Source organism: Methanosarcina sp. 2.H.T.1A.6, assembly GCF_000979455.1.
Lineage (GTDB): Archaea > Halobacteriota > Methanosarcinia > Methanosarcinales > Methanosarcinaceae > Methanosarcina.
In genome coordinates this window covers 249,911-276,362 of the sequence record NZ_JJOY01000049.1, presented here as the reverse complement: position 1 = coordinate 276,362, position 26,452 = coordinate 249,911, and the positions used below count along the sequence as shown (strand labels likewise).

The window sequence follows — 26,452 nt, the reverse complement described above, 5'->3', positions numbered from 1 at the left end:
ATATAGGACAGTACTATCCAAATTTAAAAAAATACAAAAGGCGTGCATAAATGGCAAAACTCATAGACAAACTCCTTGGCGGCAATGTAAAAAGTTCAACCAGTGCCGAAGATTACACTGAAATTGACCTCAGCAAATATGAAGAAGTCCTTGAGGCCGAGCCTGCAGAGACTTACGTAAAAATTGCAGAAGTTTCAAGCATCAACCAGATATCCGCACTCAAGCAGGAGATTTACAACGGGAACATCCTTATGATTGATATCTCAAACATCAGGGGCGATGACCTGCTAAGGGACAGGGTTTTAAAAGAGCTGAAAGATGTTGTTGTCGATGTCCATGGAGATATTGCAGGTGTCAAAGGAAACACTGTGATTGTAACTCCTACTGGCATTAAAATCGACAGATCAAAGATTATTGGTGGAAAATATTGAATCAGGATTATTTTAAGAATGAAAACTTTGAGACAAGGACCATCTGCCCTCTGTGTCAGAAAGACCTTGTAATGAAGTGGCAGAGAGATAATATTCCCTATTTAGGGGAGATCATGTACATAACTGCAAACTGCCAGTGCAGTTTCCGTTTTACAGATACCATGATCCTCTCCAGTAAAGAGCCCATGCGCTATGAGCTGTCAGTTGAGAGCCTGGAAGACCTGAATGCAAGAGTCGTACGCTCAACCTCAGGAACGATCCGCATTCCGGAAATGGGGATTGCTGTCGAACCCGGCCCGGCGTCTGATTCGTATATAACGAACATCGAAGGTGTGCTGCAGAGGGTTCAGAATGTCCTTATGACTGCGAGCAGATGGGTACAGGAAGATAAAGATGAAGAGAAGTTCGCCCGCAGCCAGGAACTCCTGTGCATGCTCAATGAAGTAATCGATGGCAAGAGAACGATCACAATCATCATTGAAGACCCGCTCGGAAACAGCGCAATAATTTCGAAAAAGGCTGTTGCTACCAAACTCTCAAAGGAAGAGGCTGAGGAGCTAAACACCGGCATGATAGTTTTCGATGTTGACAAATCCGAACTTGCACATGATGTTTCGGACAATGTACAGCCCCTCGGAGGAGATTAATTCTTTTATCCGATTTTTTAACAGCCCTGACATGATTCCGGGGGTCGAGCCCCCATAATTGATTTACTTTTAATTCAATAAAGGCAAACACGTCAAGGGCTATACAGGCATTTTTCTGTCCAGATAAAGTAGCAGGGATGCCGCACAAGGTGCAAAATAAAGAAAAGCCATATGCAGAATCTTCCGGATAGGCAACCGGACGGAAAAATATCTATGTGCCTGACCATTCAGACCTTTACGGCACCCGGAAGCCACATTTCCCAAAGTTCCATTATTAGAGATAATAACATTTCATAATACACAACAGTAGCTCATAATACGTAACAACGTCCCATTATAAGGTAACAAGTCAACTACCCTGAATAAAGACTCAGGAGTTTCCTGCTGAGGTTTTATGACGCGTTATATCTGGACTAAAACGTTTCATATAAGGTTTATCATAAAAATTAACTGAGATCACGATAATACGGTGAAGGTATGGCAGAAAGCGAAAAAGAAGCAGCACTCCCTCCAAAAGAGGAATTCAGCGATTGGTATAACGATCTCCTGTGGATGGCAGAAATAATGGACGTCCGCTACCCTGTAAAGGGGCTTTATGTCTGGTACCCCTTCGGTTTTGCCATCAGGAGAAACACTTACAACATCATAAGGGAAATTATGGATAACAGCGGGCATCAGGAGACGCTCTTCCCCCTGCTTATCCCCGAAAATGAGTTCATGAAAGAAGCCGAGCACATAAAAGGCTTTGAGGATGAGGTATACTGGGTCACCCACGGAGGAAAAGATCCTCTTGACGTGCCTCTGGCTCTCCGCCCCACAAGTGAGACTGCCATCTATCCGATGTACAAAATCTGGATCAGGTCTCATGCAGATTTCCCTCTCAAGCTCTATCAGATAGTCAATACTTTCCGCTACGAGACAAAGCATACCCGCCCCCTGATCAGGCTCAGGGAGATTACTTCTTTTAAAGAAGCCCATACCGTGCACGCCACCTGGGAAGACGCCGAAGCCCAGGTAAAAGAAGCAGTTGAGCTTTATACCGAGATATATCGCAGGCTGGGAGTTCCTGTGCTCCGCTCAAGGAGACCTGACTGGGATAAGTTCCCGGGCGCCGACTACACCGATGCTATTGATGCCGTGATGCCTGATGGAAAGACTCTTCAGATAGGTACTGCCCACCACCTTGGCGACAACTTCGCAAAGACCTTTGATATCAAGTACGAAGCCCCTGACGGCGAACAGCGCTATGCTCACCAGACCTGTTACGGGATTTCAGAGAGGTGTATTGCAGCCACAATCTCCATCCACGGAGATGACAAAGGGCTTGTCCTGCCTCCCGAAATCGCACCTGTTCAGGCAGTCATTATCCCGATCATCTTCAAGAAAGGAGCAGCCGAGGTGCTTGCGGCCTGCAAGGATGTCCAGGAGCGCCTGAAGAAAGCAGGAATGAGGGTTGAAATCGATGCAAGCGACCTGCGCCCTGGGGCAAAGTACTACAAGTGGGAAATGAAGGGAGTGCCCCTAAGGCTTGAAATCGGGCCTCGAGACCTGGAAAATAATGTGGCTGTGTCGGTAAGAAGAGACACCGGAGAAAAAGAGCAGATCCCTCTGCCTGAAATTGAAGCCGGAGTGCTTTCGAAGTTTGAGGCAATCCATGAAAGCCTCTACGAAAAAGCAAAAACGGGACTTGAAAACCGCATCTTTGACTGCACTGAAATTGAGGAAGTAAAGGAAAAGATCCAGAAAGGGGTTGCAACAATCCCCTGGTGCGGCAAAAGAGAGTGCGGACTTGCAATGGAAGACCTGATAGGAGCAGGCATCCTGGGAATTCCCCTGACCCCGAGAGGAAAAGGAAAGGAGAAATGCCCTTCCTGCGGAGAAGAAACCGAAACCCGCGTTTACGTTGCAAGAACATACTGAGTCCGGTAAACGCCTTTTCTTAGAAATTCAGCCGGAAAAGAATATGGGGCAGCTGCACCCCATATTCCGGACATTTTCTTCTTATACCGCTTACTTAAAAGAATCCGGACTTATAGAAATAAGTGGAAATTAAACGAAAAAAAATCCATCAGACAATTATAATTCTATTTTTCAAAAAAGATGGCCACCCTTCCCGGAAAGGCACCCTTTTAGGGCAATAACATCCATTTAAACAACCCGGAGACAGTACCACATTTATACATTGAAAGTGCCCTCAAACCTTTACTCAAGTGATCTTTAATACGCAGTTCACAGCGACGAAGCAACAGGCCACGAAATATGAGTAAAATAAAGTAAAGTTAATTTGAGTATAATCAAATTATAATTGAGTGCCGATAAATATTAAATACTAAGTCGAAGAATTCTTCACTAGACTTTGAGGAGATTTACATCAATTTATCTTAATATTGTGTGAAACTTACGTTAATTTCATAGAGGAGATATTATGTCCTGGATCGAACCGGAAGTAACGAAAAAGCCTAAAAAACCGATGTTTTTATGCGTACTTTCCAATACCAAAACCGCACACATCCCGAAGCTCTCTGCAGCAGGGAAAACGGCTGAACTTACGGATTATACGCCTGCAGGGGACGCGGAACTTATGGAAACGGGGAACATTATCAGTGTACCGGTGCTTCCCATGACTCCTCCTTATGATACTCCTACTCCTGCGATCATGACCCGTTCAGCGCTGAAGCTTACGGACGCTCCCTACCATTTCATTAATTCCGGTCTAATAGTTACTCCGGATGTCCCGTGCATTGACCTGAAAGCAAAGCCAGGAGAGGACATCCGGGAGGCGATTGCAGTAAGAGATGTACAGGGCATCTACGAGCGGGCAAAATTCCTTGCCAAGAGGCTCAGAAACCAGACAGACCACGTAATAATCGGGGAAAGCATCCCCGGAGGCACAACAACAGCGATGGGAGTTTTAACAGCGCTCGGGTATAACGGAAACGTCAGCAGCAGTGCAGATGAAAACCCTCTTGAACTCAAGAAAAGGGTTGTTGAAGAAGGCATGAAAGCCTCATGCCTGACATTTGGCTGTCTGAAAGATGACCCTATGAAAGCTGTTGCCTGCATGGGAGACCCCATGATGCCTGCTGTTGCGGGCCTTGTTGCAGGTTTCCAGGGCACCGAGATCAGTGTTGTCCTTGCCGGCGGAACTCAGATGGCAGCAGTCTACGCGGTTATCAAACACCTGGGCTTTAACACCGAAAAGCTCTCAATTGCAACAACCCGCTATGTAGTAGAAGATAAATCCGCACATTTTGTCGAGATCACAAGAGCCCTGGGCGTACCAGTAGTCTATGTTGCTGACCCTGGCTTTGGGAAATCATCCCTTAAAGGGCTTCAAAGGTACGAGACAGGTACAATCAAGGAAGGCGCAGGTGCCGGAGGTGCCATGTATCTTACAGGCCTTTTCGGGATCTCCCAGGATGAGTTCCGAACCGAAGTGGAAAACGTTTGCAAATTGCTCAAAGCCGGACAGTGAAAAAGTAAACGGTTTTTTCAGCAAAATATAACGTTTCTTTTTTACAGATTCCACTTCTCTTCATTTTTTTGCAGAGAGATTATTAATCAATCATCTTGACGAGATTTACTTTTTTACGCGTTTAGTCCGGCAGGTTTTTACGACAAAAACCAGCTTGCTTAATCCAGCGCGATTCCAGTTGAGAAATAGAGCAAAAGAGCCAGAAAACCGGGAAATGAATAATGATGAGTTTCATATATCCAGAGCTAAAAAATATTATAGCTATTAAAAAAGTAAAAATTGAGAGCCTTTTCAGGCTCATTTTCAAAAAACTAAATTTGAATATTCTAACTTTCCCGTGCCAAAAACATTTTTCAGGTCAGGTCTCTACCATAGCATTCCGGGCGTTTTCAGAGACCTCCAGCTCTGTAACAGAAGACACCCTTTGGGCAGCCAGTGGTTTCTGAGCATGAGTCATGCCACTTTCCCCGGAGAAACAGACCTCAGAACTCATGCGTCCGCAACTCCTGCAGTAGTAGAAAACATTAGAATCTATAACCTGGCGTTTCAGCTGGGCCTTGCATTCACTGCAAAACATAGGAACACGGAAATTTTCCATGCAGACTCCTCAGTCATATATCATGATTGAGTCGAGCCTTGCAGTGCCTGTTTTTGTCCAGTACTTGCAAATGCTACAGTACTGCATTCCACCATCTTGACTCAATTTAAGCTTAGCGTTGCATTTTGGACATATTTTTAGATGTTTCGTGAATAAGCCCCCTTATTCTCCATTTTTAACCTGTGAGGTTAAGAGGCCAGAAGCGCGATAGGACCCGAAGAGTGCCTTTAATATCAGAAAAAGCCTGAAAAGATACCCAACAGTACAGAGAGCAACTGACCTTAAACCCCTGATGCTAACATTACTATAAAGCCGGAAGCGGCTTTTATACTGGTTGAAATCCCCCGGACAGGTCCTTAAATAAAGGAGTTTTAAGCTAAAATGAATTTACGTTGCTTAAAACAAAGCCCATCCGATTTCGATACTTAAAGCTGTAAAAAGCTAATCAAATATATTATTCATGATAGGATATAAGGTTTGTCTCGCAAATAAATATTGACATTAAAATAGGCGGAAAAAGGAATCCTTAGAGATATTATAAAAAGAGAGTAGAAACTTAGAGAAAAAAGAAAATATAGACCGGATTAAGACATTAGTTGAATAGACATTGAATTGGAAGGGAATCAAATAATAGATCGCAGGTGAATGAAGATTAAATTCAAAGATATCAAATAGATATAGTAGATGAATGAAAAGTAAATTGAAAGAAAATCAAATAAAGGCATTGGTAAAATGACATTATGTCGAATAGAATGTACTTACTGCCGGCAGATTTCCCCAAGGTTACCCCTTACTACAGTTTGTGAGAAGGGCGTCAAGCGAAATATATAAATAAGATCATCGCTTTAGGAATGTTCGCGAGAGGTGGGCAAAAAAGCACACCCGATACCAGAAGCCGCTTTAACTCAGTTGGTAGAGTGTCTGGCTGTTAACCAGAATGTCGTAGGTTCGAGCCCTGCAAGCGGCGTAAAACTTTTGCATATACTATAGCGCTTTTTCTAGAAAATAGAAACACATGCAGAAAGTTTATAATTAAAGCCTTACTAACAACTACCAAAGCGCCATAGAAACAATTCGGGCCTGTAGCTCAGTCAGGTTAGAGCGCTCGGCTCATAACCGAGCGGTCACCGGTTCAAATCCGGTCAGGCCCATAAACTTTATATCCGAAGAATTTCTTGTATAAGAAGATCTGAGGGTAAACAAATAGAATAGCTTCCCCATCAGAAAGCCGCTTTAACTCAGTTGGTAGAGTGTCTGGCTGTTAACCAGAATGTCGTAGGTTCGAGCCCTGCAAGCGGCGTAAAAACTCATACTTTTTTGCTTTAATTTACTTTTCACATGGCCTTTTCAGGATCTCATTTTATATCCATAAATGTTCTATTACACGGGAGTTTTTATGCAAGTTTTATGCCTTTACTTTTTTTCATTACTTGAACCTTGTAATTGATCCGGTTTTAAATTTCCGAAACGCTTAATAATTCTTAATCGAATAGTTTTTTAACAACAATAGGAAAGAGATTAGGAAGCGTCAGGAAGTTTGGAGCAGGGAGGATCCTGATGCAATGCACCAGCAGTTCAACTGAGAAAATAATTAAATATAGTTGAGAAGAATAAACTAGATAAATCATTTCTCGTATTACTACCTACCTTTTAACTAAATCATCCAGTACCACTTATCATCCAATTGACTGCTACTCAATCAGACTGAGGTTTATACACATGGTTTCAATTAACAAAGAAGACGTAATCGTGCCTTTAGATGTCCCGAAAACAATGCGTGACACATATGTGGAAAATTACATGGAGATTACCAAAGGCACCGGCAAGCTCATGCTTTTTGCCGGAGACCAGAAAGTAGAGCACCTGAATGATGACTTTTTTGGAGAAGGGGTCCCTGAAGACGATGCTGACCCGGAACACCTTTTCAGGATCGCATCCCAGAGCAAGATAGGGGTTTTTGCAACTCAGCTCGGGCTGATTGCCCGCTACGGCATGGACTACAGGGATATCCCCTATCTTGTAAAGGTAAACTCCAAGACCCACCTCGTGGAAACTTCCCAGGCTGATCCTTTTAGCAACCTCTGGTATGACATTGACCAGGTGGCCGAGTTTAAGGAAAACAGCGGACTCAATATCCTTGGCGTTGGGTATACGATCTATCTAGGCAGCGAGTTTGAAGCCGAGATGCTTGTGCAGGCCGCCCAGGTAGTTTATGATGCTCATCAGCATGGAATGATGTCCGTACTCTGGATCTACCCCCGCGGAACTGCCGTAAAAGACGAAAAGGACCCGCACCTTATCGCTGGGGCAACAGGAGTCGGAGCCTGCCTAGGGACTGACTTTGTAAAGGTCAATTACCCGAAAAAGGAAGGGGCAAAATCTGCAGAGATTTTCAAGGAAGCCGTAAAAGCAGCCGGACGCACCAAAGTCGTTTGCGCAGGCGGCTCAAGTGATGACGCCGAAGCTTTCCTCAAAAAACTCCACGACCAGATCCACATCTCCGGAGCCCAGGGGAATGCAACCGGAAGAAATATCCACCAAAAATCCCTGGATGAAGCGGTACGCATGTGCAATGCTGTCTACGCCATAACCGTAGAAGAAGCAAGCGTTGAAGAAGCCCTGAAGATCTACAGGAAAGAATAAGCAGATCACACTAAGTAGCGTAAGTTCTGATACTGCTAAAAATAACAATCCCAAAAACGGTATTGAATATCAAATTGAATATCAACGACCGTGAAAATATGCAAATCCCTGACCATAAGACAAAGATCGTCTGCACCATAGGGCCTGCTTCTTCTTCTGAGGAAGTCCTCAGGAAACTGGTGCTTGCAGGCATGAACGTGGCAAGGATTAACTTTTCCCACGGGGACTTTGAGAGCCACGGAAAAGTTATCCAGAGGGTCCGAAAAGTTGCAGAAGAACTTGACAGGACAGTTTCCATCCTTGCCGACCTGCCAGGCCCGAAAATTCGCGTAGGCAAGCTCAAAAAAGAGCCGCTTATGCTCCATAAAGGAAACCGGATAACCCTTACTGTAGACGAAGCCTCCGGAAGCGAGGACCGCATCCCGGTCAGCTACAAACAGCTCCCGGAAAGCGTATCCCCGGGAAGCCTAATCTACTTGAGCGACGGGTTTATTCAGCTCCGCTGCCTGGAAATCTCGGGAACGGATGTACTTTGCGAAGTTATGGTCGGGGGCCAGCTCTATTCCCATAAAGGACTGAACCTGCCCGGGGCAAAGATATTCCTGGACCCGGTAACGGAAAAGGACTTCAAAATCCTTGAGTTTGCCCTGAATGAGGAAGTTGACGCTGTCAGCATCTCTTTTGTGGAAACGGCCGAAGATATCCGCAAAGTCCGGAATTTTGCTTCAGCCATGGGAAAGCCTGTATATATTGTCGCTAAAATCGAACGGAGACAGGCTGTTCAGAATATTGATGAGATTCTGGAGGAAACCGACGCCCTGATGGTTGCCAGGGGAGACCTCGGAGTCGAGATCCCTATCCAGGAAGTCCCCTCAGTCCAGAAAGAACTCATCCGGAGTGCAAAGCTCCTGAGTATCCCTGTAATCACTGCAACCCACATGCTGGCCTCCATGACCGACAACATCAGGCCCACCCGGGCTGAAGCCACAGACGTTGCCAATGCCATCCTGGACGGGACGGATGCGGTTATGCTCTCGGAAGAAACCGCAGTTGGGAACTATCCTGTGGAAACTGTGGAGATGATGGCAAAAATTGCAAAAACCACCGAAAACTGGCGTTCCCGGACGAAATGGGGGATTGACACAATGCTCAAGGGGATCACGGCACAGGAAATGTCAGTGGATGAGGTAATCGCCCTCCAGGCATACGAAGCCCTGCAAAAGCTTCCTGTAGCCGCTGTGCTTACTCCCACCCGAAGTGGAGCGACCCCACGCCGGCTTTCCCGCTTCAAGCCAGAGCCCTGGATCCTGGCATTCACCCGCTTCCCGAACGCCTGCAGCTGCCTTGCTCTATCTTATGGAGTCTACCCGGTAATCGTAAAAGAAACCTTTGAAAACTGGGAAAAGGAGACCACGAAAAAAGCAAAGGAACTGGGATTTGCAAAAAGCGGAGATCTCGTAGTTTTCACCCAGGGCCCTGCTTCCGGAAAACCCGGAGGCACAAATATGCTAAAAATCCTCACCCTTGACTGAACTGAAGATCGGATAGAAGCCTTCAAAAACAGAAGAGTAGTTAAGAGAAGTTAATACTTATAATCCCTAATTTATCCCAAATTCGGTCTTTTGTCAGAAAACGGATACGAAACCTTTTTCATGGCAATAGATTTAGATATTATGTGTGTTTTTTACACTCCTAATAATTTTACTTATGTTATGAGGTTTCATTCATGAAACGAAAGGATTCTGCAACAAAAAACCAGAAGTATCTGGCTATTTTCCTAGCCGCAACAATGCTTCTCTCAATCTTTGTGGTATTGATTCAGGGCTCAACAAACAATAGTAATGATGATGTCCCCACTCCCGAAGTTGGGAATGATTCCTTGATTTTCTTTTCCCAGGTCCCGGGAAAACAGGTAAATCATCAATTCAACTCCATTGCCGACGGGCTGAAAATGTCACCAGAAGGTCCTATAAGTGCCCTTTATGTTGACATGCAGAAAACCGCAGGAACACCCCTGGAAACAGCCCTAGGTACCCAGGAAATGATGACGTCCTTCTACGGCGTTGAAGTCACAAAAAGATACAGCACTATATATGCCGACGGAAATGGTTTTGAGCTGCACCAGATCCCTGAACAGAAGATGATCATACCTATGGATTCTCTTGTATCCCCTTACAAGGGTTACCAGTTCCTGGACAGGACAAACGGAACCTATGACATCTGGAACGTCGTTGGAAGCCCGGCAGTCCTCGGCTCCCACAAAAATGTCGAACTCGTTATCGATGTCCTTGAAGGAAATGCAACAGCCACTACTGAATTCGATCAGCTCCTGAGCCAGGCGGATCCGGAAGGAAACGTCTACCAGGAAGTGGCCAAAAGAACAAATAATTCTATTGATATGTCCGCCGAACAATACTACAGAGATCTCAAAAAGCTGGATGACGGCAGTTACATGCAGACATCCATCTACCTTAACCCGAAGCCTGAAGTAAATGAAAAGATCACAGCTTTCCAGGCAAACTCGAGCGAACGTGGAGTTACCTACAACGTAACTACACTGGATAATATTACTAAACTTGTAATAAGCTCAGACTTTGAAAGCCTTTACAACGAAAGTGCCCTGCTTTCAATATAAGCAGGCAAACTTTCTTTTTAAACTTTTTTGTTTTTATTTTTACCTTATACTTTTGTTCTTCTGGTATCTTCAGGTTTTCTCTTCTGCGTTTCACAGAGCTGAAGCTGACCGACCCCCCGTAAAAAAAACAACAGACGAGCCTGTATGCAACTAAGGGATACCAAACCTATGGAAAAGAAATACCATCGGTGCTGAAAAATACTGCTCATAGTACCGAAAATTGTTTTTTGACCCGCACTTTAAAAACAGGGGAAGCAATAATCATCGCCAGCTATTTCTGCCGACCTCGCGTATATTCAATGGGAAGTGATGCTATTGGGATTTCTGGACAAATTGTTCAAAAAGAAAATAGAAGGAAAAAACGTAGAAGAATGGTACGGGCTTGCTGTGGGTGAAACAGACCCGGAAAAGAAGATTGAGTATTTCGATAAGGTTCTGGTGTTAAAGCCTGATTTTGCAGGAGCCTGGAACCTCAGGGGGCTTGAATTTGTGGTCCTGAAACGGTATGAAGAAGCCATTGCCTCTTTTGACAAAGCGCTTGAAATAAGACCCGGCTATCCGGAGGCAAGGTACAATAAAGAAGATGCTGAAACTGAATTAAGGAAGATCAGGATAGCAGAAAGTCCGGTTGAAGGGGAGAAAGAAGGCTCAACGGATACACACGAGGAGAAGGAAGAAGAAACTAAAGTTGAGGGGAAAGAAAGTTAAAAACCAAAAAATGGATAAAAAATAGTATTCGGACAGGCAGGTTTTGCCTGACTGCCAGGGTCACAATTTGAAACCACCATTTATTTTTTCCCGCGGTTCAGTGCATGAAGACCGAGTTTTACAGGTCCCGGAAGTTTTCCACACTGCATGACTTTCATCTGTTCGGGGGAAATAAACTTGAAAGCCGCGTTCATGAGGGTATCAGATTTCATTATCCCGTCCATGATCTGTCTCGCCTGTACCGAAGTATCAAGCGCTGATCCGAACTGAGCTCTCCAGCGCCTGTCGTATTCTTCAAGCCTGCACTTTCCGGCTGCAAATTCGGCAGCGGTCTCTCCAGCGATTTTTCCGGCGATCATTGCAGGAGGGATTCCACCTCCGTTTGTTGCTATGATGTGACCTGCGGCGTCCCCCACGATAAGGGCGTCTTCGGTTGCAGTGTTTGCGGGGGCTCCATTTACGGGAATAATGCCTGCGATAACATTCATAATGATGGCGTTTTTCAGCTTAAGGGCGGCGAGAGGGTGGTCCTGTATGAAACGGTGCAGGTACTCTTTTGCAGAGACCCCTTTTTCAGCCATCCCGCTTCGGATTCCGATTCCGATATTTGCCCGCCCCTCGCCTTCGGGGAAAATCCACGCATAACCGCCGGGAACGTAGTCTTTTCCGAAATACATCTCGAGGGCGTCCGGGTCAATATCAACGTTTCTGACCTGGTACTCGATAGCAACAGAAGTCTCTTTTGAATCAGGTTTCCAGGAAAGACCTTTTGATTTTGCGACCAGGGAATTTGGGCCGTCAGCTCCGATAATCGCTTTTGCTTTGATCGTATGCTTCCCGAAAATTCCGGAGGTATCAACAGTTGTGCCCTCCACTTTTGTTACACGCGTTTTTACCATCAGTTCAGCCCCTGCCGTGGCAGCCTGCTCGGCCAGAAACTGATCATACCTGCGCCGGTCAAGGACAGCACCCCTTACGGCGAATTCTTTAACGCTGCAGTTGGGGGGAATGATGCGCTGGGTTTTGATATGCCGGAGTACGCAGGACTCAGGATAGTTTATCAGGGTCTCCGGAATCTCGGCATTCGGGAGAAGAGCCTGAACTTCCGAGGCATCGGGGAGAAAACCTGCACACTGAATAGGGCTTCCAATTTCTCTTTTTTTATCAAGAAGAAGGACAGAGGCCCCATTCCTTGCGGCATAAAGGGCAGCAGTGGAACCCGCAGGGCCTGCACCCACAACGATGACATCGTAAGAGGCTTTTGGAATCATGAAAGAGTCTTCCTGTTGTTTATTTTTGCCTCTGCAATTTACTGAGGAATTGTTTATAAATACTTTCCTGAAGCCAAAAATATAGATTCATCATTAAAAAACGTTATCAGCGATAAAAAAGATTTTCGCGGCGCTCGAGGGAACGCCGCTAATCACACCATAAATAGTTACCTTATTTATTCCTGTTCATCTCGTCTGCTTTTGTACAGAAATACAATAAGCAGACAAGCTATTAACAGAAAAGCTATCCCGTAAATCATTTCAATTATAAGGGTGATTTTGCTCTTAATTTCTTCATTTGTAGTCTGTGGTTTTGCGGTTTCATTTTCAGTTTCTTTTTCAACATATTCAGTCTCTTCTTCAAACTGAATCATAGTTCCATTTTCTTTCACCGGAGATCCGTTCACTTCAACGTTTTAAGAAGTGTCAGAAATAATACGGGTGCTGCCACTTCCACTTCCGTGACGGCTTCTACCTCAGGAGATCTCGGCAGCAGGGAGAACAAAAACGTACCCAGTCTTCCGTTTACTGGTGTACTCGCCGGCATTGGACACCTGCAATGTCACTGCATACATGCCCGCGACCTCATAGGTGTGCGTGGGGTTCGGATCGGTTGATCCTGCGAGCTGGAACCACCAGTGGGGGTATTCCCCCCTGTAGATTCTTATAAAAGATTCACGATCCCGATGAGCAACACGCCGGCAACTCCAAAGATAAATGGGGAATCCCAGGTATGTGGCGAAAAAGCCTCGGCAAGTGTCGTGGCAAGTGGAATTGTCACGAGTGCAGCGATGAATTGCAAGGGAGTGAACTCGTGACTCAATACGACGATACTCAGGATACCTGCGACAAAAACACACAGGCTCCCCTCAATCGAACGCTGATACATTTTATCGGAAAAGAGAGCGCGAGTATTATATTTTATCCGGCCAAACCGCACACCTACGGGTTCGGCAAGCCCGTCTCCCAGCCCGTTGATCAGGATCGGAATAAGCACGAGCGCCTCCAAGTTCACCGAAGTGAAATACATCGTCAGGGGAATGATAACAATGGCAGCCGCGATATATTGTGTTATCAGCCAGCGCAGGGTGTGGGGGCGATCCTCGGGCCGGTCAAAGGACAGGAACATGGTCCGGAGAATTCCGCTTCGTTCCCGTAACGGCTGAATAAAGATAAATACTGTGCATATGGCAACGACCAGTCCGAGCGCCCGCGTTACTGGTGACTTATCGTAGACAAACACCAGGCCCAGGATAGTTGGCAGGAAGAATAACGCGAAATGATTGATCTTTCGTGTGTAATTCACCTTGATTCCATTATGGCTGACCAGTTTGCCGGTTACATAGTAGAGGCAAAAAAGGATTGATGAGAGAACGAATTGATTGATGAAAAATAAAGTATCTATTCCCGTGGTGTGCACCTTCTATTCCTCAATTCATTCAGGAGTGCTGTGGAATTGTCCACTCCAAGTACTAAAGCGGTTAAGAGAGTACATATAACCGATAACTTGTCTTTATTTTGGATTGTCATCACATCCTGTTACAAAAATTATTATTTGTCAAAAATATAGCATAAGTTAAACAAAGCCTGATACTTAGTCTCTAATTAACGGTACATATGAATCTCCTTCAAATTCGAGAGAGTTTTCCAGCCAGAACAATATACAAAAAAATGTAGTATGTATGAAGTGGAATGTGCCTCTTGAGTATATTTTTAAGATTTTATTCAATCCATAAATTTCCAGCAAATGGGTGAAATTTATTTTCCCCCGATAAGTTGAAAAATACGAACATTTGAAGTTTAACACATTTAGAATTAAATTATAGATAACCGAATCAATATTTAGGAGGAGATATAAAACTATATAAATATTTCTATTTGAAAAATTTAGGAAATATAAATAAGCAATAAGAGTGTTTTGCCCGCTTAGTAGTATTCAATAAGTTCGCAGATCAAATAGTTCAGCCAGATAACTTCATAAATTAAGCCAGATATTCTGCAAGCGACTTTATAAAAAATATTCCAACATTATTATGAGATTTTAACGTCAGAATTAATTCACTGCTCAGTAATACCTGATATACCAGGAGACGAGCGATAAAAAATTTGTAAAGGATCTTGAAAAGGAATATTACTTCCCAACTTTTCAAGAAACAATGTTTCCATAGATATATAATATTCATCAGCAGTTATAGGCCACAATATATAATCTGGCTTGAATAATTATTGCCTGATTCAAATAATAAAGAAGAGACGGAAAAACATGAGAGCAAATTACTCATATATGTTTTTAATTCTGAGTCTGACCATTACATTAGTAATTATGCCAATAAATGCAGGAGAAGTCTCCGTAACATTTGATGAGGGCCATTTATGTACTGGGCAGGAAATCGGCAATAATTATTTGAACCTGGGAATAATATTTTCACCGGGAGTAAAGCTTGTTGATATCGGTTTTTTGCATTCAAAAAAAGACATGGGTTTCTGGAACCCTGATAATCGTACAATTCAAATTTATTTCTCACCAGCTGTAAGTTCGGTTTCAATAGATTTCAAAGATGCATATTCAGGGAATATGGAAGCACTTCTTGTGAATGGGAAAGTGCTTTCTAAATCTGAGTATAATTGTGTGTGGAACTCAAAAAAGACATTAAAAATCGAGAGCAATAACGTTAATATAAAGAGCATTTCCATATCCGGCAAATCACCATATTCAAAAAAGATAAAGTTTGATAATCTTTGTTATAAGCAATTCCCGGAAGCATCAGAGAACTCTTCGTACAGGAATGATTCAAAACCCAATAACAATTACCCTGATGTACCGGAGAACCCTTTGTGCGGAAATGATTCAAAATCTGATGACACATGCCCTGATGTACCGGAGAGCCCTTCATTCGGAAATAATGCAAAATCTGATAACACTTCCCCTGATGTACCGGAGAACCCTTCATGCGGGAATGATTCAAAATCCGATAACAATTACCCTGAGATCCCGGAGAATTCGTCGTGCGAAAATAATACAAAACCCGATAACAATTACCCTGAGATCCCTGAGATTCCGGAGAATTCGTCGTGCGAAAATAATACAAAACCCGATAACAATTACCCTGAGATCCCAGAGAATTCGTCGTGCGAAAATGATACAAAACCTGATGACAATTGCCCTGATGTACCGGAGAACCCTTCATGTGAAAATAATACAAAACCTGATAATCCCTGTAATCAGCAGATCCCGGAGTACCCCACTATCGCAATTCCAATGATTGCAGTGATTGGTATGCTATTTATATTCCAGCGCAGGAAAAACTAAATTGCAAAGATGGATTAAAAGAAAGACAGGGTAAAGGTCATGTGCCTTACGGCCTTTAGGAAAACATCTCTGAAGTCATATTTTTTAATGTTTTTCTGTTCTTATTAATTTCTTTTCTTTTGACGCGACTTAAAACAGGCTGGCAGGCCAAATACAGTGAATCAGGTGCGGGAAAACAAGCAGGAATAAATAACCCTAACTTTTCAAGAAACAATGTTTCCATAAGTATATAAAACACAGCTTCAATTCGTATTACAATCAATACACAGATTTGGGTATTTATAGATTGGTGTAGATAAAAAAGGAAGAGGAAAAATGAGAACAAAATTATTATCTTTGATTCTAATGTTGGGTGTTGCCATTGCAATAATAGTCACGCCAGCAAGTGCCGGAGAAGTAACCATAACATTTGATGAAGGTCGTGTACAAGAGAATCAGGAAATAGGAAGTGCCTATTCAGATATGGGAGTAACATTTTCGTCAGGGGCGAAAATTGTTGATACCAAGCTAATAGGAACAGACCTGGGATTCTGGAATCCAACCTATCATATTACTACAATTCATTTCTCACCTGTTGTGAAATCGGTTTCAATAGAGTTTGAGGATGCACTTGTAGGTAATATGGATGCATTTCTTGTAAATGGAGAAAAACTGTCTACATCGAAATGGAACTGTATTTTCACAACAAATAAATTAACAATTGAAAGTCAGACTGAAAACATACAGAGCATTGGAGTTTCAGATGGTTGCCCATGTATAAATTTGATAAAATTCGATAATCTGAGCTATAACCAGATTCCAGAATTCCCCACCGTCACACTTCCAATGGTGGCAGTGATTGGTATGATGTTTATACTCCAGCGCAGGAAAAACTAAACTTATGGAAATGGATTGAAAGATAGGAGGCCCAGATTCATATGCCGGACAATCTTTCGATCCATTTCTGACATTATTTTTCCCGATTTTAGTCTCTTTTTACAGCTTTCAGGACAACTGCTCCGTCCAGATTTTCAGTTTCCGCATTAAAACTCACATCCTCAAAAAGCTCTTTCCATGCAGCTTCCGAGAGTTGAGGTCCGTGGTGGTGGTGATGTGCCAGCGGCTCAACTGCAGTTAATAACCCACCTTTTTTCAGCACTCTCTTAATTTCGAAAAGAGCGAACTTAATGTCTTCAAGGTGGTGGAGCATGAAAAAGCAGGTTGCAGCATCCATAGAGTCCCTTTCAAAAGGCAAAGCATAAGCACTTCCTGTTCTGAACTCAACATTTTCGATGCCGAGAACTTCTGCATTCATCTGTGCCTGACCGGTTAGGGAATCGTGGAGGTCAATGCCATAAACCTGTGAGTCGGGATTGTTTTTTGCAAGCTCCATTGTAAGGGTTCCAAAACCGCTTCCGATATCAAGGATAGTTTCTCCTTTTATTCCGGAAAGCACAGCAGGAAGCACCTGTGCCCTCACGCGGGCCATGCGGTCTTCAGGAAACTTCGCCTTTTTTGCTTTTTCTGCATCTATTGATGTAAAAGGAAGGATAGTAAAGACCTTTGACCCGTTAACTGCCATCAGGCCCCGTACGTAAGCGCTGCCTGCTTCGGCTACGACCAATTCCACGACCGAAACTCCTACGTCCTTACAAAAACGCAAATTCCACTCTTCCCTTTTATCAGGGAACCGGATATTCAGAGGAGTATGCACTACAATATAATGTGAATAGTCCTGGCTGAAATATGCTGATACGGATTCAGGCTCATTCAGGCGGATTTCACTTATACTTTCCCTGAAAAGGGCGAGAATTTGCAGGGAAGTTTCGTCTGCCTCGTTTCTTATGCTTCCAATTTCTCCGAACATACTTCTAAATTTGATTTAAGGGAATAAAAGCTCTCTTGTGGAAAGGACGGATAAGAAAACGGTACGGTACAGGCAAAGAACAGGAATCGAACCTAACTCTTTTAAAAGTTATTTAAATTTCTTTTAGCTTTATTTTAGATTTCTTTTAGATTTATTTAGCTTTAGTTTAGCTTTAGTTTAGCTTTCTTTAGCTTTAGTTTAGATTTCTTTAGCTTTAGTTTAGATTTCTTTAGCTTTAGTTTAGATTTCTTTAGCTTTAGTTTAGATTTCTTTTATTTTATAACCGGATTGAACCAGATACCTAACCTGAAAAAAGCGGCAGCTCAATCCCGTAAAAGCTGGTATCAGGTTGAGATACCAGAAATCTCGCATGCTTTGACAGTTAATCTGAACTACGCAAATATTTAAAACCAATTAAGAAATATTTAAATAGCATAAAATCGGATGATGGTTACCTATTGGTGGTCTTGATGAAGTACGTAATTGCAATAATAAGGCCGGAAAGGCTTGATGCGGTCAAACGAGAACTTCAGAAGGTTGAAGTCAATAGATTGACAGTATCTTCCGTTTCGGGTTATGGCGCGCAAAAAGGGCATCTGGAAATCTATAGAGCAATGGAGTTTGAAGCAGACCTTCTTGAGAAAATCAAGCTTGAAATTGCAGTAAACGATGAATTCCTGCATCCAACGATTGAAGCAATAAAGAAAGGAGCAAAGGGCAATGACGGGCATATCGGAAGCGGCAAGATATTCGTGTTCCCGCTTGAGGATGTAATAAGGATCCGCACAAACGAAAACGGAACTTCTGCTATTTGAGGTGGACGAGAATGGCTATTGTAGCAGCAGACACCGTATGGGTATTGATTTCATCTGCACTTGTATTATTAATGCTTCCGGGGCTTGCACTATTTTACGGTGGGCTGGTTCAGCGTAAGAATGTCCTGAGCAGCATGATGCACTCATTTGTTGCAATGGGCGTCATGGCTCTCGAATGGGTAATAATAGGTTACTCACTTGCTTTTGGAGAAGGCAACGGATTTGTGGGCGGCCTCGATCACATATTCCTGCGAGGAATTGACCCTTACTCGGTAACGGGCACAATTCCCACATATGCATTTGTAGCATTTCAGGGAATGTTTGCAATAATTACGCCTGCCCTGATCTCAGGAGCCATTGTCGGGCGTGTTAAGTTTAAGTCATACATAGCGTTCATTGCACTCTGGGGGCTTATTGTCTATGCACCGGTCTGCCACTGGGTCTGGGGCGGTGGGTTCCTTACAGGAGAAGCCCTTGATTTTGCAGGCGGCACTGTAGTCCATGTAACCTCAGGTATCTCCTCACTTGCAATTTTGCTCTTCCTTGGCAAGAGGAGAGGGTACGGGATAGATTCGATAAAGCCGCATAACGTTACCCTTACTCTCCTGGGAACCGGGCTTCTCTGGTTCGGATGGTTCGGGTTCAATGCGGGCTCGTCCCTTGCTGCAAATGAGATCGCGGCCCTTGCATTCATTACGACACTCATAGCACCCGCAGCCGCAGGGTTTGTCTGGATGGCTATGGAATGGATCCATTTAGGGCGCCCTACTGCCCTCGGGTTTGCAACAGGGATCCTGGCAGGGCTTGTTGCAATAACGCCGGCTGCAGGTTTTGTTACCCCTATGGCAGCAATTCCGATGGGCGCAATTACAAGCTTTGTCTGCTACCAGGCCGTAATGCTCAAAGGAAGGTTCGGTTATGACGACTCCCTTGATGCTTTCGGAGTTCACGGGGTAGGCGGAATAACAGGTGCGATTCTAACAGGCGTATTTGCAAGTGTGGGGTCTGCAGGTCTCCTTCTCGGAAACTCCGAGCAGCTACTGCTCCAGGTAGAAGGCGTTGTTATCGCACTTATCTACGCAAGTGTTTGCACCCTCGTTATCGGGTTTGTGCTCCACAAGACAATAGGCCTCAAAGTTACTGAAAGTGAGGAAAATATCGGGCTTGACCGGACACAGCACGGGGAAGCAGCATATAACATTTAAATGTGGGTGACTCTTCACCCATATCTTTCTAATTTTACCTTGTTATTACATACCTGAGAGCACACGCCGGCTTAATGGGAAACTTGCAGTTTTTAAATTTCGTATCAATCTTTTTTGATATTGGGCTTCCGGGTTTTTAAGAAGTGAATTCCATAATTAATTATAGAATAATTAGAAGCTTCCATAATTAATAGAAGAATTTGAGGCTTCCATAATTGATTAGAAAAATTGGACTTTATTTTTGAGATTAATGATGCCTGAAAGCGATGAGCATCGAGAAAAGATGTGGGACTAAATTTTCATAATTCTGGTAGGTGTTAAAGATGCCGGGAAATCCGAATGAAATAAAGCTGGTAAATAACGCTATGTCCAACGCCACCCGAAGGAAGATAATGAACTTCCTGGAGAATGGCGAGAGAAGTACAGAGGAAATAGGCGGAGAAATCGGGAAGACCATGCTCGATTTTCATCTCAAGGTTCTACAACAGGCAAGTCTTATTGAGTTAAAAGAAGGGACTGCGAAGCTAAGTGAATACGGCAGAAATTTCCTGAAAGGTAAGGAAGACAAAGGTGAAGAGAAAAATGCAGACCTCTCCAAGGCAAAGCCAGTGGAGATTGCTGAGGTAAGGCAGCTTTTACCCTGCATAGCAGACTCCTCGAAGTTCAGGGTGATCGCAAACATGGCTCCTCCTCTGGGTGGAACCCTGAAAGTTCTTGAGCCCCTCTTTCCCAGAGGCAGATATTCAGACAGAATAAATGCTCTGATAATGCAAAAAGGGGAAATTATTACAACTATTTACGGCACTGGAAAAGTTACAATGACTATGATTAAAAACGAAGGAGAAGCCGGAGAAGCGCTTGAGAACCTGAAGAGCACTATCAATGAAGCCATCGCAAAAGGTGTCGCTCCGGCCCCCAGGGAAAAGGTCAGAGTCGAACCCATGGAGATCTACAAATACCTACCCCAGACAAACTGCGGAAAGTGCAGCGAACAGAGCTGTTACACCTTTGCTATAAAACTAATGAGTGGAGAGGCCTCCCTTGATAAGTGTACACCCCTCAAAGAACCGGGATATTCAACCAATCAGGAACATCTGCAGGTACTGACTGCGTATATTTGAACCAGCGTTACTTAAAAAATTATATCAAGTAAATAAATTATGTACCCGAACGCAGTGCCCATTCCCTAAAAAGGTCAGATACCGTCCTTTTTTACCAGTGCAGGCGAACTTTTCACAGGACTTGCAAAGAAAGGGACTATAACCAGAGCCTGTGCGCAATCTGTTGCTTAAAGAGGTTGCCTGGTAGAAGGAAAGGCTTTCTGATTGAAGCATAAGGAGGCGCAGAATCTGGTTCCAATAGCTTGTTAGGTGCAAAAGATGCCAGGAAATCCGAATGAGACAAAGCTTGTAAACTTTGCTATGGCCAATAGTACCCGAAGGAAGATAATTAACTTCCTGGCAAATGGCTATAGAAATACAGGGGAAATAGAGGAGATAATCGGGAAGAAGACGCTTGACTTTCATCTCAAGGTTTTGCAACAGGCAGGTCTGATTGATTTAGAAGAAGAAACTGTGAAGCTGAGTGAATATGGCAAGATATTCCTGAAGAATAAAACAGGACAGAATGAAGAGAAAACTGCAGACTTTTCTCAGGCAAAGCCAGTGGAGATTGCAAAGATCAGACAGCTTTCGCCCTGCATAGCTGATTCCTCAAGACTCAGGGTGAGTGCAAATATGATACCACCCCCGGGTGGAATCTTGAAACTCCTTGAGCCCCTCTTTCCCAGAAGTAATTATTCGGATAGAAAAGATAGCCTGATAATTCAAAAAGGAGAAATTATCACAACTATTTACGGTAGTGGAAAAGTCTCCATCAGGATGATTAAAAATGAGGATGAAGCAAAAGAAGTACTTGAAAGCCTGAAGACCATTATCAATGAGGCTATTGCAAAAGGTGTAGCCCCGGCTCCCAGGGAAAAGGTAAGGGTTGATCTCATGGAGATCTACGAATACCTGCCCCAGACCAACTGTCGTAAGTGCAGCGAGCAGGGCTGTTACAGCTTTGCCATCAAGCTTATGTCCAGACAGGTCACTCTGGACAGGTGTGTACTTCTTAAAGAACCGGAGTACGCAAATAATCAGGAACATCTTCAAATTTTGACCGCTTATATTTGAGCCTGTTACTTAAAAAACAATTTATTCGGAGGAAGTTTTGAAGACGCTTACTATCGTACTCACTGACGGCCCTTATATTTCCGAATACGCTGAGATTGCCTGCAAACTCGCCGAGAACGCCCTTGAAAGGTATCAGGTGAACATATTCCTGTACCTGGACGCAGTGCATATCCCCAAAAAAGGTCAGATACCGTCCTTTTTTACCAGTGCAGGCGAACTTTTCACAGGACTTGCAAAGAAAGGAGCTGTAATCAGAGCCTGTGCACGGTGTGCTGCTGCGAGAGGATACATAGCAGAAGAGGAAACTGTGAACGGAAGTAACTGCAAAGACTACTTTCCTGGAATAAAGATCACCAGTCTCTATGAACTTTCAGAAATGCTAAGTAAGAGCGATAGAGTAATCTCACTTCCGAGATGAGGCTGGAAGAATAGGGTTTTTATGAGGTCCGGATTCTTATGAAATCAGTATTCTATCTGCTGGACACTGCCCCCTACGGCAGTGAAAAAGCCTTCGGAGCATTGAATGCGGCTGCAGTAAGCCTTAACAGGATGCATGTGACCCTTGGCCTTTACGGAGATGGAGTTTATCTTGTAGCTGCTGGCCAGGACAGCAGAAAGCTTGGAGTACCAAACCTTTCAGATATCCTCTATTCATATGGGGAATTGAGAGTACTTGTGCATGAACCCTCGCTGTTTGAGAGAGGCCTTTTTGGGGAAACCCTGATAGAGACCGTGGAACTCGTCGATGAAGAGGACTTTCTCGAAGCTATGGAAAGCTCGGACTGTGTTCTCGTATTTTAAAGTGGCAGCTATTAAAAATTCGCAGCTCTTGAGTAAGGATAAACAGGAGTAATAATGTGAAACGAGAAGAATATGATATATTCCTGCTGACAAAGCCCCCTTTCAGTCCAAGGTCAGAGTTATGCCTCAAACTGGCTGCTCGCTCCGGAAATGCCAGACTCTACCTTGCAGGAGATGGAGTCTATTACCTGCTTTCCGGAATAGAGGAACTGCCGGGATACAAAGTCTATGCCTGTCAGGAAGACCTCGAGGCCAGAGCGATAGGGGACAGAGAAAAAGTTACAGTTCCGGACAACTTTTACGCTGTTTTTATAGAGGATATGATGGAACACTGCAAATGCGCATATACATTTTAAGTAGTTGGCGTTACACATTTTAAATAGTTAAGTAGTTGGCATTACACATTTTAAATAGTTAAGTAGTTGGCATTACACATTTACATATTAAATAGTTGACATTATACATTTTAATATGTGCGAATTGACATTACAAATTTAAAGATATTTAGCTGACTGTACAAATTTAGAGGTATATTTTTACTTGTAGCATTTAGAAGAAAATTAAAGCATTAAAAAGGGTCACCGAGCAGGACAGGTTCATATGACCGAAAAACTTCCAGATGAGGTTATTAAGGAGTTAGAATGCGTTAGCCGGTTGCATGAACAGGCGATCTGTGACCACGAAAAATGCAGGAAATTTAGCGAAAGCTTATCCGAACTTCTGGTCAGGCTCGAGGATATGAAGTTTTATCGGACAGCTGACAGGTTAATGGGTATCCTCATAAACTGCAGCCCAAAGGAGGCATCTCACTGCGAAAAATCAACGCTTGTCGGGGAAATGATGAAAGATGTAGTAAAAGAGACACATAAGGCAGCAGAAAAATAAAAAGTAAAAGGTTTTGAAGAAATTAAAAAATGAAAACTTCTGAATATAGAACAGTTCGTAAAAGTCCGGATTCAAAACAATTCCGGATTCAAAACAATTCCGGATTCAGAACATTTCTTTTCTCATCATTGTAATCGCCAGAATCACCGAGAAAAACATAGAGATTATAAAAATAATTGTAAAAGCATGGGGATTGCCCTGGAATGGGACACTAACGTTCATCCCAAAAAAGCTTGCAACCATCGTTGGAATCGACATGACGATAGTGACAGAGGTAAGGAATTTCATCACAATATTCAAGTTGTTGGAGATGACCGATGCGTATGCATCCATTGTCCCGCTCAGGATATTGCTATAAATATTTGCCATTTCAATTGCCTGCTTATTTTCGATAATAACATCGTCAAGCAGTTCGGCATCTTCCGGATACATCTTAATAGGATTGGATCTTTGAATTTTTTCAAGGACCATTTCATTGCTTTTCAAAGATGTGGAAAAATATACAAGACTTTTTTCCAGTTCAAGGAGTTGAATTAACTCTTTGTTTCTCAGGGACTTATGCAGCCTGCTTTCAATAAGTCCACTTGCTTTGTCAATATTTCTGAGGTACTGGAGATATAATTTTGAGTTTTTATAGAGAATCTGCAAAAAGAAACGTGTTTTTTTAAATGTGTAAAAGGATTTGATTTTCCGTTCAATAAACTCATTTATGATATAATTCTCCCTCAGAGAAACCGTAACAATATTCTTATCATTGATAATAATTCCAAGAGGGACGGTATAATAGATTCCCCCTTCCTGAACATTCATACTCGGCACAGGAGTGTCTATCAATACAACAGCACAGTCCCCGTCAACTTCAATCCTTGCACGTTCCTCTTCATCAAGGGCAGCTTTAATATGGTCAACAGGAATGTTCAGAGTTTCCGAAACATATGAGATTTCCTGTTCACTGGGATTTACCAGATTAATCCATGCTCCATTTTCAACTTGATCCAGATTTATCATTCCGGCATCTGTTGATTTGAATATCTGAAGCATGTTAATTTCCCCCTTCCTTTTCCTGATTTATATGATCCTTTTCCTGTTTTGTATGAGATTATATTTTTCCGCCCGAAATCAATTGGCAATTTATAAGCCCTAAAGCAGAGCATAAATATATAAATAGTTTTGCGAGTCCAGGCATAAACCACTGTGAATGAATTCAGATCAGTAAGATCCCTTAAAAAAGGGAATTCATAAACAGTAATGCATTTTAACGCGGAATGTAGAACATTACAAAAACACCCACAAGTGCAATTAATGCTCATATAATCTCATATCTGCCAGGTTTCTTCTTATCGACAATAAACACTCATATGCGAACCCCCTGCAGGATATGAACAGCAGCTCTGAAGCTCCGGAAAGAGATAAAACTGGAGAATGAATACAGACCTGAAACTTATTTCAAATATATTTGAAATAGGAAATTTTATATAGGTTCTTTCAAATATATTTGAAATAACAGGAATATATCTGGAAAAATACCCCCGGTGGAAAAATGACTCTTGATTATATCACTTATCTCATATCCGTAGGGCTTCAATCAGTGCAGGAGTACCTGGCGCTCCATGTACTGATGTGCCTTGTGCCAGCTTTTTTCCTGGCTGGTGCGATTGCCTCCCTCTTTTCCAAGGAATCGGTACTGAAGTTCTTCGGAGCGGACGCCCCAAAATATGTTTCATATACGGTAGCTGCGGTTTCAGGCTGCCTACTTGCAGTCTGCAGCTGTACAGTGCTCCCCCTCTTTGCAGGGATATATAAGCGGGGAGCAGGCATAGGTCCTGCAACCACATTTTTATTCTCTGCCCCTGCGATCAATATCCTTGCAATTGTCTATACAGCAAAAATCCTGGGATATGACCTCGGAGCCGCCCGTGCCTTTGCAGCAATTCTTCTTTCCGTACTTGTTGGTTTAGTGATGGCCCTTTTGTATGAAGGGAAAGTAACCGAACGCAGGTCCATAAAAACCTTCGGAGAAGAAGAGCATAAACACAGCGTTGAACTCTTTGTTTTGCTAATTGCAGTCCTTATCGCTCCCGAGCTGATGTCCTCCTGGGGCTGGAAGTACACAACCCAGCTGCTTGTCTGGGCTCCCATGATAGGGATTACAGCTTACCTATCCTTAAAATGGTTCTCAAAAGAAGAACTTGAAAGCTGGATGGGCGAAACCTGGTTCCTGACAAAACAGATCACCCCCCTGCTCCTGCTGGGAGTTTTCTTTGCCGGGATTGCAGTTGTAGTGCTCCCAAAAGAGTATGTAGCAGCTTTTGTGGGAGGAAATTCTCTGACTTCAAACTTTATTTCCTCAGTAGCCGGAGCCCTGATGTACTTCTCCACCCTCACGGAAGTGCCTATCATAAAGGCCCTGACCCTGCTTGGAATGGGAGCAGGCCCCTCACTAGCCATGCTCCTTGCAGGCCCCGCACTCAGCCTGCCGAACATGATTGTAATCAACAGGATCATGGGGACAAAAAAAGGCATGACCTACATTTCCCTTGTGGTTTTGATTGCAACTGCATCAGGGTATATATTCGGAGCTCTGTTTGTATAAAAGAGAAGTAGAATCGAATCAAATAAGTAAAGTTCTAAGATAAAGTTCTAAGATAAAGTTCTAAATAATCATATAAAGCTATCACATTAACAGGATCAAATAACAAGGTGAAACACATGAGAATCGAAGTACTGGGATCAGGTTGCGCAAAATGCAATAAGACAAAGGAAATTGCCGAAAAAGCTGTCAAAGAAATGGGTGTTGAAGCTGAAATCATCAAAGTAGAAGACTTTGACAAAATCCTGGGATACGGAGTCATGATCACTCCTGCACTTGTTATTGACGGAGATGTTAAAGTCGCAGGCAAGGTCCCAAGCATTGACGACATCAAAAAGTGGATTACAAAGTAACAGACATACAAAGCGACATGAAACACTGATAGAAACCCAAATTGAAATCAAAAGTTAAAACA

The 26,452-nt window shown here is 43.2% G+C and carries 26 protein-coding genes and 3 tRNA genes; 23 read left to right on the top strand and 6 right to left on the bottom strand.

Translation table 11 applies throughout. The features are described from left to right. Positions 1-50 precede the first annotated feature (50 nt). From sepF to cobT, 4 genes are all read left to right on the top strand, one after another. Positions 51-431, top strand: a complete 381-nt coding sequence (gene sepF / locus EO98_RS16090; protein WP_048142377.1) for a cell division protein SepF — start codon at positions 51-53, stop codon at positions 429-431. Further along, positions 428-1,078, top strand: coding sequence for a ZPR1 zinc finger domain-containing protein (locus EO98_RS16085; RefSeq protein ID WP_048142375.1), 651 nt, complete (start codon positions 428-430; stop codon positions 1,076-1,078). The genes sepF and EO98_RS16085 overlap by 4 nt, the downstream gene beginning before the upstream one ends. A gap of 477 nt (positions 1,079-1,555) precedes the next feature. Then, positions 1,556-2,998, top strand: a complete 1,443-nt coding sequence (gene proS / locus EO98_RS16080; protein WP_048142370.1) for a proline--tRNA ligase — start codon at positions 1,556-1,558, stop codon at positions 2,996-2,998. A gap of 505 nt (positions 2,999-3,503) precedes the next feature. Then, positions 3,504-4,553 (top strand): nicotinate mononucleotide-dependent phosphoribosyltransferase CobT, encoded by a 1,050-nt coding sequence (cobT, locus tag EO98_RS16075; RefSeq protein WP_048142368.1) that lies wholly within the window; start codon positions 3,504-3,506, stop codon positions 4,551-4,553. A gap of 358 nt (positions 4,554-4,911) precedes the next feature. On the opposite strand, the gene EO98_RS18025 is transcribed toward cobT, so the two are convergent. Then, positions 4,912-5,151, bottom strand: coding sequence for a hypothetical protein (locus EO98_RS18025; RefSeq protein WP_082098649.1), 240 nt, complete (start codon positions 5,149-5,151; stop codon positions 4,912-4,914). Between the two features lie 894 nt (positions 5,152-6,045). Here EO98_RS18025 and EO98_RS16060 point away from each other — a divergent pair. The 7 genes from EO98_RS16060 (at position 6,046) to EO98_RS16030 (ending at position 11,137) form a co-directional block, all read left to right on the top strand. After that, a tRNA-Asn gene (locus EO98_RS16060) sits at positions 6,046-6,118 on the top strand. 109 nt (positions 6,119-6,227) lie between these two features. Further along, positions 6,228-6,302: transfer RNA gene (locus EO98_RS16055), tRNA-Ile, on the top strand. A gap of 76 nt (positions 6,303-6,378) precedes the next feature. Continuing rightward, positions 6,379-6,451, top strand: a tRNA-Asn gene (locus EO98_RS16050). A gap of 419 nt (positions 6,452-6,870) precedes the next feature. Beyond that, positions 6,871-7,794: an aldolase gene (locus EO98_RS16045; protein ID WP_048131463.1), complete on the top strand. Its 924-nt coding sequence runs from the start codon at positions 6,871-6,873 to the stop codon at positions 7,792-7,794. Between the two features lie 98 nt (positions 7,795-7,892). Next, positions 7,893-9,326 (top strand): pyruvate kinase, encoded by a 1,434-nt coding sequence (pyk, locus tag EO98_RS16040; protein WP_048142518.1) that lies wholly within the window; start codon positions 7,893-7,895, stop codon positions 9,324-9,326. 194 nt (positions 9,327-9,520) lie between these two features. Next, positions 9,521-10,429, top strand: coding sequence for a hypothetical protein (locus EO98_RS16035; protein WP_048142360.1), 909 nt, complete (start codon positions 9,521-9,523; stop codon positions 10,427-10,429). A 309-nt stretch (positions 10,430-10,738) separates the two neighbouring features. Beyond that, positions 10,739-11,137 (top strand): tetratricopeptide repeat protein, encoded by a 399-nt coding sequence (locus tag EO98_RS16030; protein ID WP_048142357.1) that lies wholly within the window; start codon positions 10,739-10,741, stop codon positions 11,135-11,137. An 80-nt stretch (positions 11,138-11,217) separates the two neighbouring features. Here EO98_RS16030 and EO98_RS16025 read toward each other — a convergent pair whose 3' ends face one another. The 3 genes from EO98_RS16025 to EO98_RS19255 all read right to left on the bottom strand — a co-directional run bounded on the left by EO98_RS16025 (position 11,218) and on the right by EO98_RS19255 (position 13,828). Next, complete coding sequence (locus EO98_RS16025; RefSeq protein WP_048142355.1) at positions 11,218-12,408, bottom strand: geranylgeranyl reductase family protein; 1,191 nt, start codon at positions 12,406-12,408, stop codon at positions 11,218-11,220. A 176-nt stretch (positions 12,409-12,584) separates the two neighbouring features. After that, positions 12,585-12,800: a hypothetical protein gene (locus EO98_RS16020; protein WP_156161161.1), complete on the bottom strand. Its 216-nt coding sequence runs from the start codon at positions 12,798-12,800 to the stop codon at positions 12,585-12,587. Between the two features lie 272 nt (positions 12,801-13,072). Then, positions 13,073-13,828, bottom strand: coding sequence for a hypothetical protein (locus tag EO98_RS19255; protein WP_235283783.1), 756 nt, complete (start codon positions 13,826-13,828; stop codon positions 13,073-13,075). Between the two features lie 903 nt (positions 13,829-14,731). Between EO98_RS19255 and EO98_RS16010 the strand changes: the two genes are divergently transcribed. Together EO98_RS16010 and EO98_RS16005 are read left to right on the top strand one after the other, a co-directional pair. Further along, a complete protein-coding gene (locus EO98_RS16010; protein ID WP_162198326.1) occupies positions 14,732-15,718 on the top strand; it encodes a PEF-CTERM sorting domain-containing protein in 987 nt (328 codons plus the stop codon). Positions 15,719-16,033: 315 nt separating this feature from the next. Then, positions 16,034-16,594, top strand: a complete 561-nt coding sequence (locus EO98_RS16005) for a PEF-CTERM sorting domain-containing protein (RefSeq protein WP_048142349.1) — start codon at positions 16,034-16,036, stop codon at positions 16,592-16,594. An 88-nt stretch (positions 16,595-16,682) separates the two neighbouring features. Here EO98_RS16005 and EO98_RS16000 read toward each other — a convergent pair whose 3' ends face one another. Continuing rightward, positions 16,683-17,564 carry a class I SAM-dependent methyltransferase gene (locus tag EO98_RS16000; protein WP_048142347.1) on the bottom strand — a complete coding sequence of 294 codons (882 nt, stop codon included), beginning with the start codon at positions 17,562-17,564 and terminating at the stop codon, positions 16,683-16,685. Between the two features lie 470 nt (positions 17,565-18,034). Between EO98_RS16000 and EO98_RS15995 the strand changes: the two genes are divergently transcribed. The 8 genes from EO98_RS15995 to EO98_RS15960 all read left to right on the top strand — a co-directional run bounded on the left by EO98_RS15995 (position 18,035) and on the right by EO98_RS15960 (position 23,447). Beyond that, positions 18,035-18,379, top strand: a complete 345-nt coding sequence (locus tag EO98_RS15995; RefSeq protein WP_048142346.1) for a P-II family nitrogen regulator — start codon at positions 18,035-18,037, stop codon at positions 18,377-18,379. An 11-nt stretch (positions 18,380-18,390) separates the two neighbouring features. Further along, entirely contained in the window at positions 18,391-19,584 is a 1,194-nt protein-coding gene (locus EO98_RS15990; protein ID WP_048131469.1) for an ammonium transporter, read from the top strand. Between the two features lie 323 nt (positions 19,585-19,907). Then, on the top strand, positions 19,908-20,705 hold the full coding sequence (locus EO98_RS15985; RefSeq protein WP_048142345.1) for a (Fe-S)-binding protein: 798 nt from the start codon (positions 19,908-19,910) through the stop codon (positions 20,703-20,705). 258 nt (positions 20,706-20,963) lie between these two features. Further along, on the top strand, positions 20,964-21,761 hold the full coding sequence (locus tag EO98_RS15980) for a (Fe-S)-binding protein (protein WP_048142344.1): 798 nt from the start codon (positions 20,964-20,966) through the stop codon (positions 21,759-21,761). 37 nt (positions 21,762-21,798) lie between these two features. Then, positions 21,799-22,179 carry a DsrE/DsrF/TusD sulfur relay family protein gene (locus EO98_RS15975; protein WP_082098647.1) on the top strand — a complete coding sequence of 127 codons (381 nt, stop codon included), beginning with the start codon at positions 21,799-21,801 and terminating at the stop codon, positions 22,177-22,179. A 38-nt stretch (positions 22,180-22,217) separates the two neighbouring features. Continuing rightward, positions 22,218-22,562, top strand: coding sequence for a DsrE family protein (locus EO98_RS15970; RefSeq protein ID WP_048131473.1), 345 nt, complete (start codon positions 22,218-22,220; stop codon positions 22,560-22,562). A gap of 56 nt (positions 22,563-22,618) precedes the next feature. Continuing rightward, a complete protein-coding gene (tusB, locus tag EO98_RS15965) occupies positions 22,619-22,918 on the top strand; it encodes a sulfurtransferase complex subunit TusB (protein WP_048142341.1) in 300 nt (99 codons plus the stop codon). 244 nt (positions 22,919-23,162) lie between these two features. Continuing rightward, a complete protein-coding gene (locus tag EO98_RS15960) occupies positions 23,163-23,447 on the top strand; it encodes a hypothetical protein (RefSeq protein WP_048142340.1) in 285 nt (94 codons plus the stop codon). Between the two features lie 105 nt (positions 23,448-23,552). On the opposite strand, the gene EO98_RS15955 is transcribed toward EO98_RS15960, so the two are convergent. Continuing rightward, positions 23,553-24,488 carry a magnesium transporter CorA family protein gene (locus EO98_RS15955; RefSeq protein WP_048142339.1) on the bottom strand — a complete coding sequence of 312 codons (936 nt, stop codon included), beginning with the start codon at positions 24,486-24,488 and terminating at the stop codon, positions 23,553-23,555. Between the two features lie 499 nt (positions 24,489-24,987). Here EO98_RS15955 and EO98_RS15950 point away from each other — a divergent pair, with 499 nt between their 5' ends. Together EO98_RS15950 and EO98_RS15945 are read left to right on the top strand one after the other, a co-directional pair. Next, entirely contained in the window at positions 24,988-26,040 is a 1,053-nt protein-coding gene (locus EO98_RS15950; RefSeq protein WP_048142338.1) for a permease, read from the top strand. Between the two features lie 116 nt (positions 26,041-26,156). Then, complete coding sequence (locus EO98_RS15945; RefSeq protein WP_048142337.1) at positions 26,157-26,390, top strand: thioredoxin family protein; 234 nt, start codon at positions 26,157-26,159, stop codon at positions 26,388-26,390. Positions 26,391-26,452 lie beyond the last annotated feature (62 nt).

Coding starts and splice junctions, on each gene's coding strand:
- sepF (WP_048142377.1), top strand. CDS start 51: ATGGCAAAACTCATAGACAAACTCCTTGGCGGCAATGTAAAAAGTTCA.
- proS (WP_048142370.1), top strand. CDS start 1,556: ATGGCAGAAAGCGAAAAAGAAGCAGCACTCCCTCCAAAAGAGGAATTC.
- cobT (WP_048142368.1), top strand. CDS start 3,504: ATGTCCTGGATCGAACCGGAAGTAACGAAAAAGCCTAAAAAACCGATG.
- EO98_RS18025 (WP_082098649.1), bottom strand. CDS start 5,151: ATGGAAAATTTCCGTGTTCCTATGTTTTGCAGTGAATGCAAGGCCCAG.
- EO98_RS16045 (WP_048131463.1), top strand. CDS start 6,871: ATGGTTTCAATTAACAAAGAAGACGTAATCGTGCCTTTAGATGTCCCG.
- pyk (WP_048142518.1), top strand. CDS start 7,893: ATGCAAATCCCTGACCATAAGACAAAGATCGTCTGCACCATAGGGCCT.
- EO98_RS16035 (WP_048142360.1), top strand. CDS start 9,521: ATGAAACGAAAGGATTCTGCAACAAAAAACCAGAAGTATCTGGCTATT.
- EO98_RS16030 (WP_048142357.1), top strand. CDS start 10,739: ATGCTATTGGGATTTCTGGACAAATTGTTCAAAAAGAAAATAGAAGGA.
- EO98_RS16025 (WP_048142355.1), bottom strand. CDS start 12,408: ATGATTCCAAAAGCCTCTTACGATGTCATCGTTGTGGGTGCAGGCCCT.
- EO98_RS16010 (WP_162198326.1), top strand. CDS start 14,732: ATGCCAATAAATGCAGGAGAAGTCTCCGTAACATTTGATGAGGGCCAT.
- EO98_RS16005 (WP_048142349.1), top strand. CDS start 16,034: ATGAGAACAAAATTATTATCTTTGATTCTAATGTTGGGTGTTGCCATT.
- EO98_RS16000 (WP_048142347.1), bottom strand. CDS start 17,564: ATGTTCGGAGAAATTGGAAGCATAAGAAACGAGGCAGACGAAACTTCC.
- EO98_RS15995 (WP_048142346.1), top strand. CDS start 18,035: ATGAAGTACGTAATTGCAATAATAAGGCCGGAAAGGCTTGATGCGGTC.
- EO98_RS15990 (WP_048131469.1), top strand. CDS start 18,391: ATGGCTATTGTAGCAGCAGACACCGTATGGGTATTGATTTCATCTGCA.
- EO98_RS15985 (WP_048142345.1), top strand. CDS start 19,908: ATGCCGGGAAATCCGAATGAAATAAAGCTGGTAAATAACGCTATGTCC.
- EO98_RS15980 (WP_048142344.1), top strand. CDS start 20,964: ATGCCAGGAAATCCGAATGAGACAAAGCTTGTAAACTTTGCTATGGCC.
- EO98_RS15970 (WP_048131473.1), top strand. CDS start 22,218: ATGAAATCAGTATTCTATCTGCTGGACACTGCCCCCTACGGCAGTGAA.
- EO98_RS15960 (WP_048142340.1), top strand. CDS start 23,163: ATGACCGAAAAACTTCCAGATGAGGTTATTAAGGAGTTAGAATGCGTT.
- EO98_RS15955 (WP_048142339.1), bottom strand. CDS start 24,488: ATGCTTCAGATATTCAAATCAACAGATGCCGGAATGATAAATCTGGAT.
- EO98_RS15950 (WP_048142338.1), top strand. CDS start 24,988: ATGACTCTTGATTATATCACTTATCTCATATCCGTAGGGCTTCAATCA.
- EO98_RS15945 (WP_048142337.1), top strand. CDS start 26,157: ATGAGAATCGAAGTACTGGGATCAGGTTGCGCAAAATGCAATAAGACA.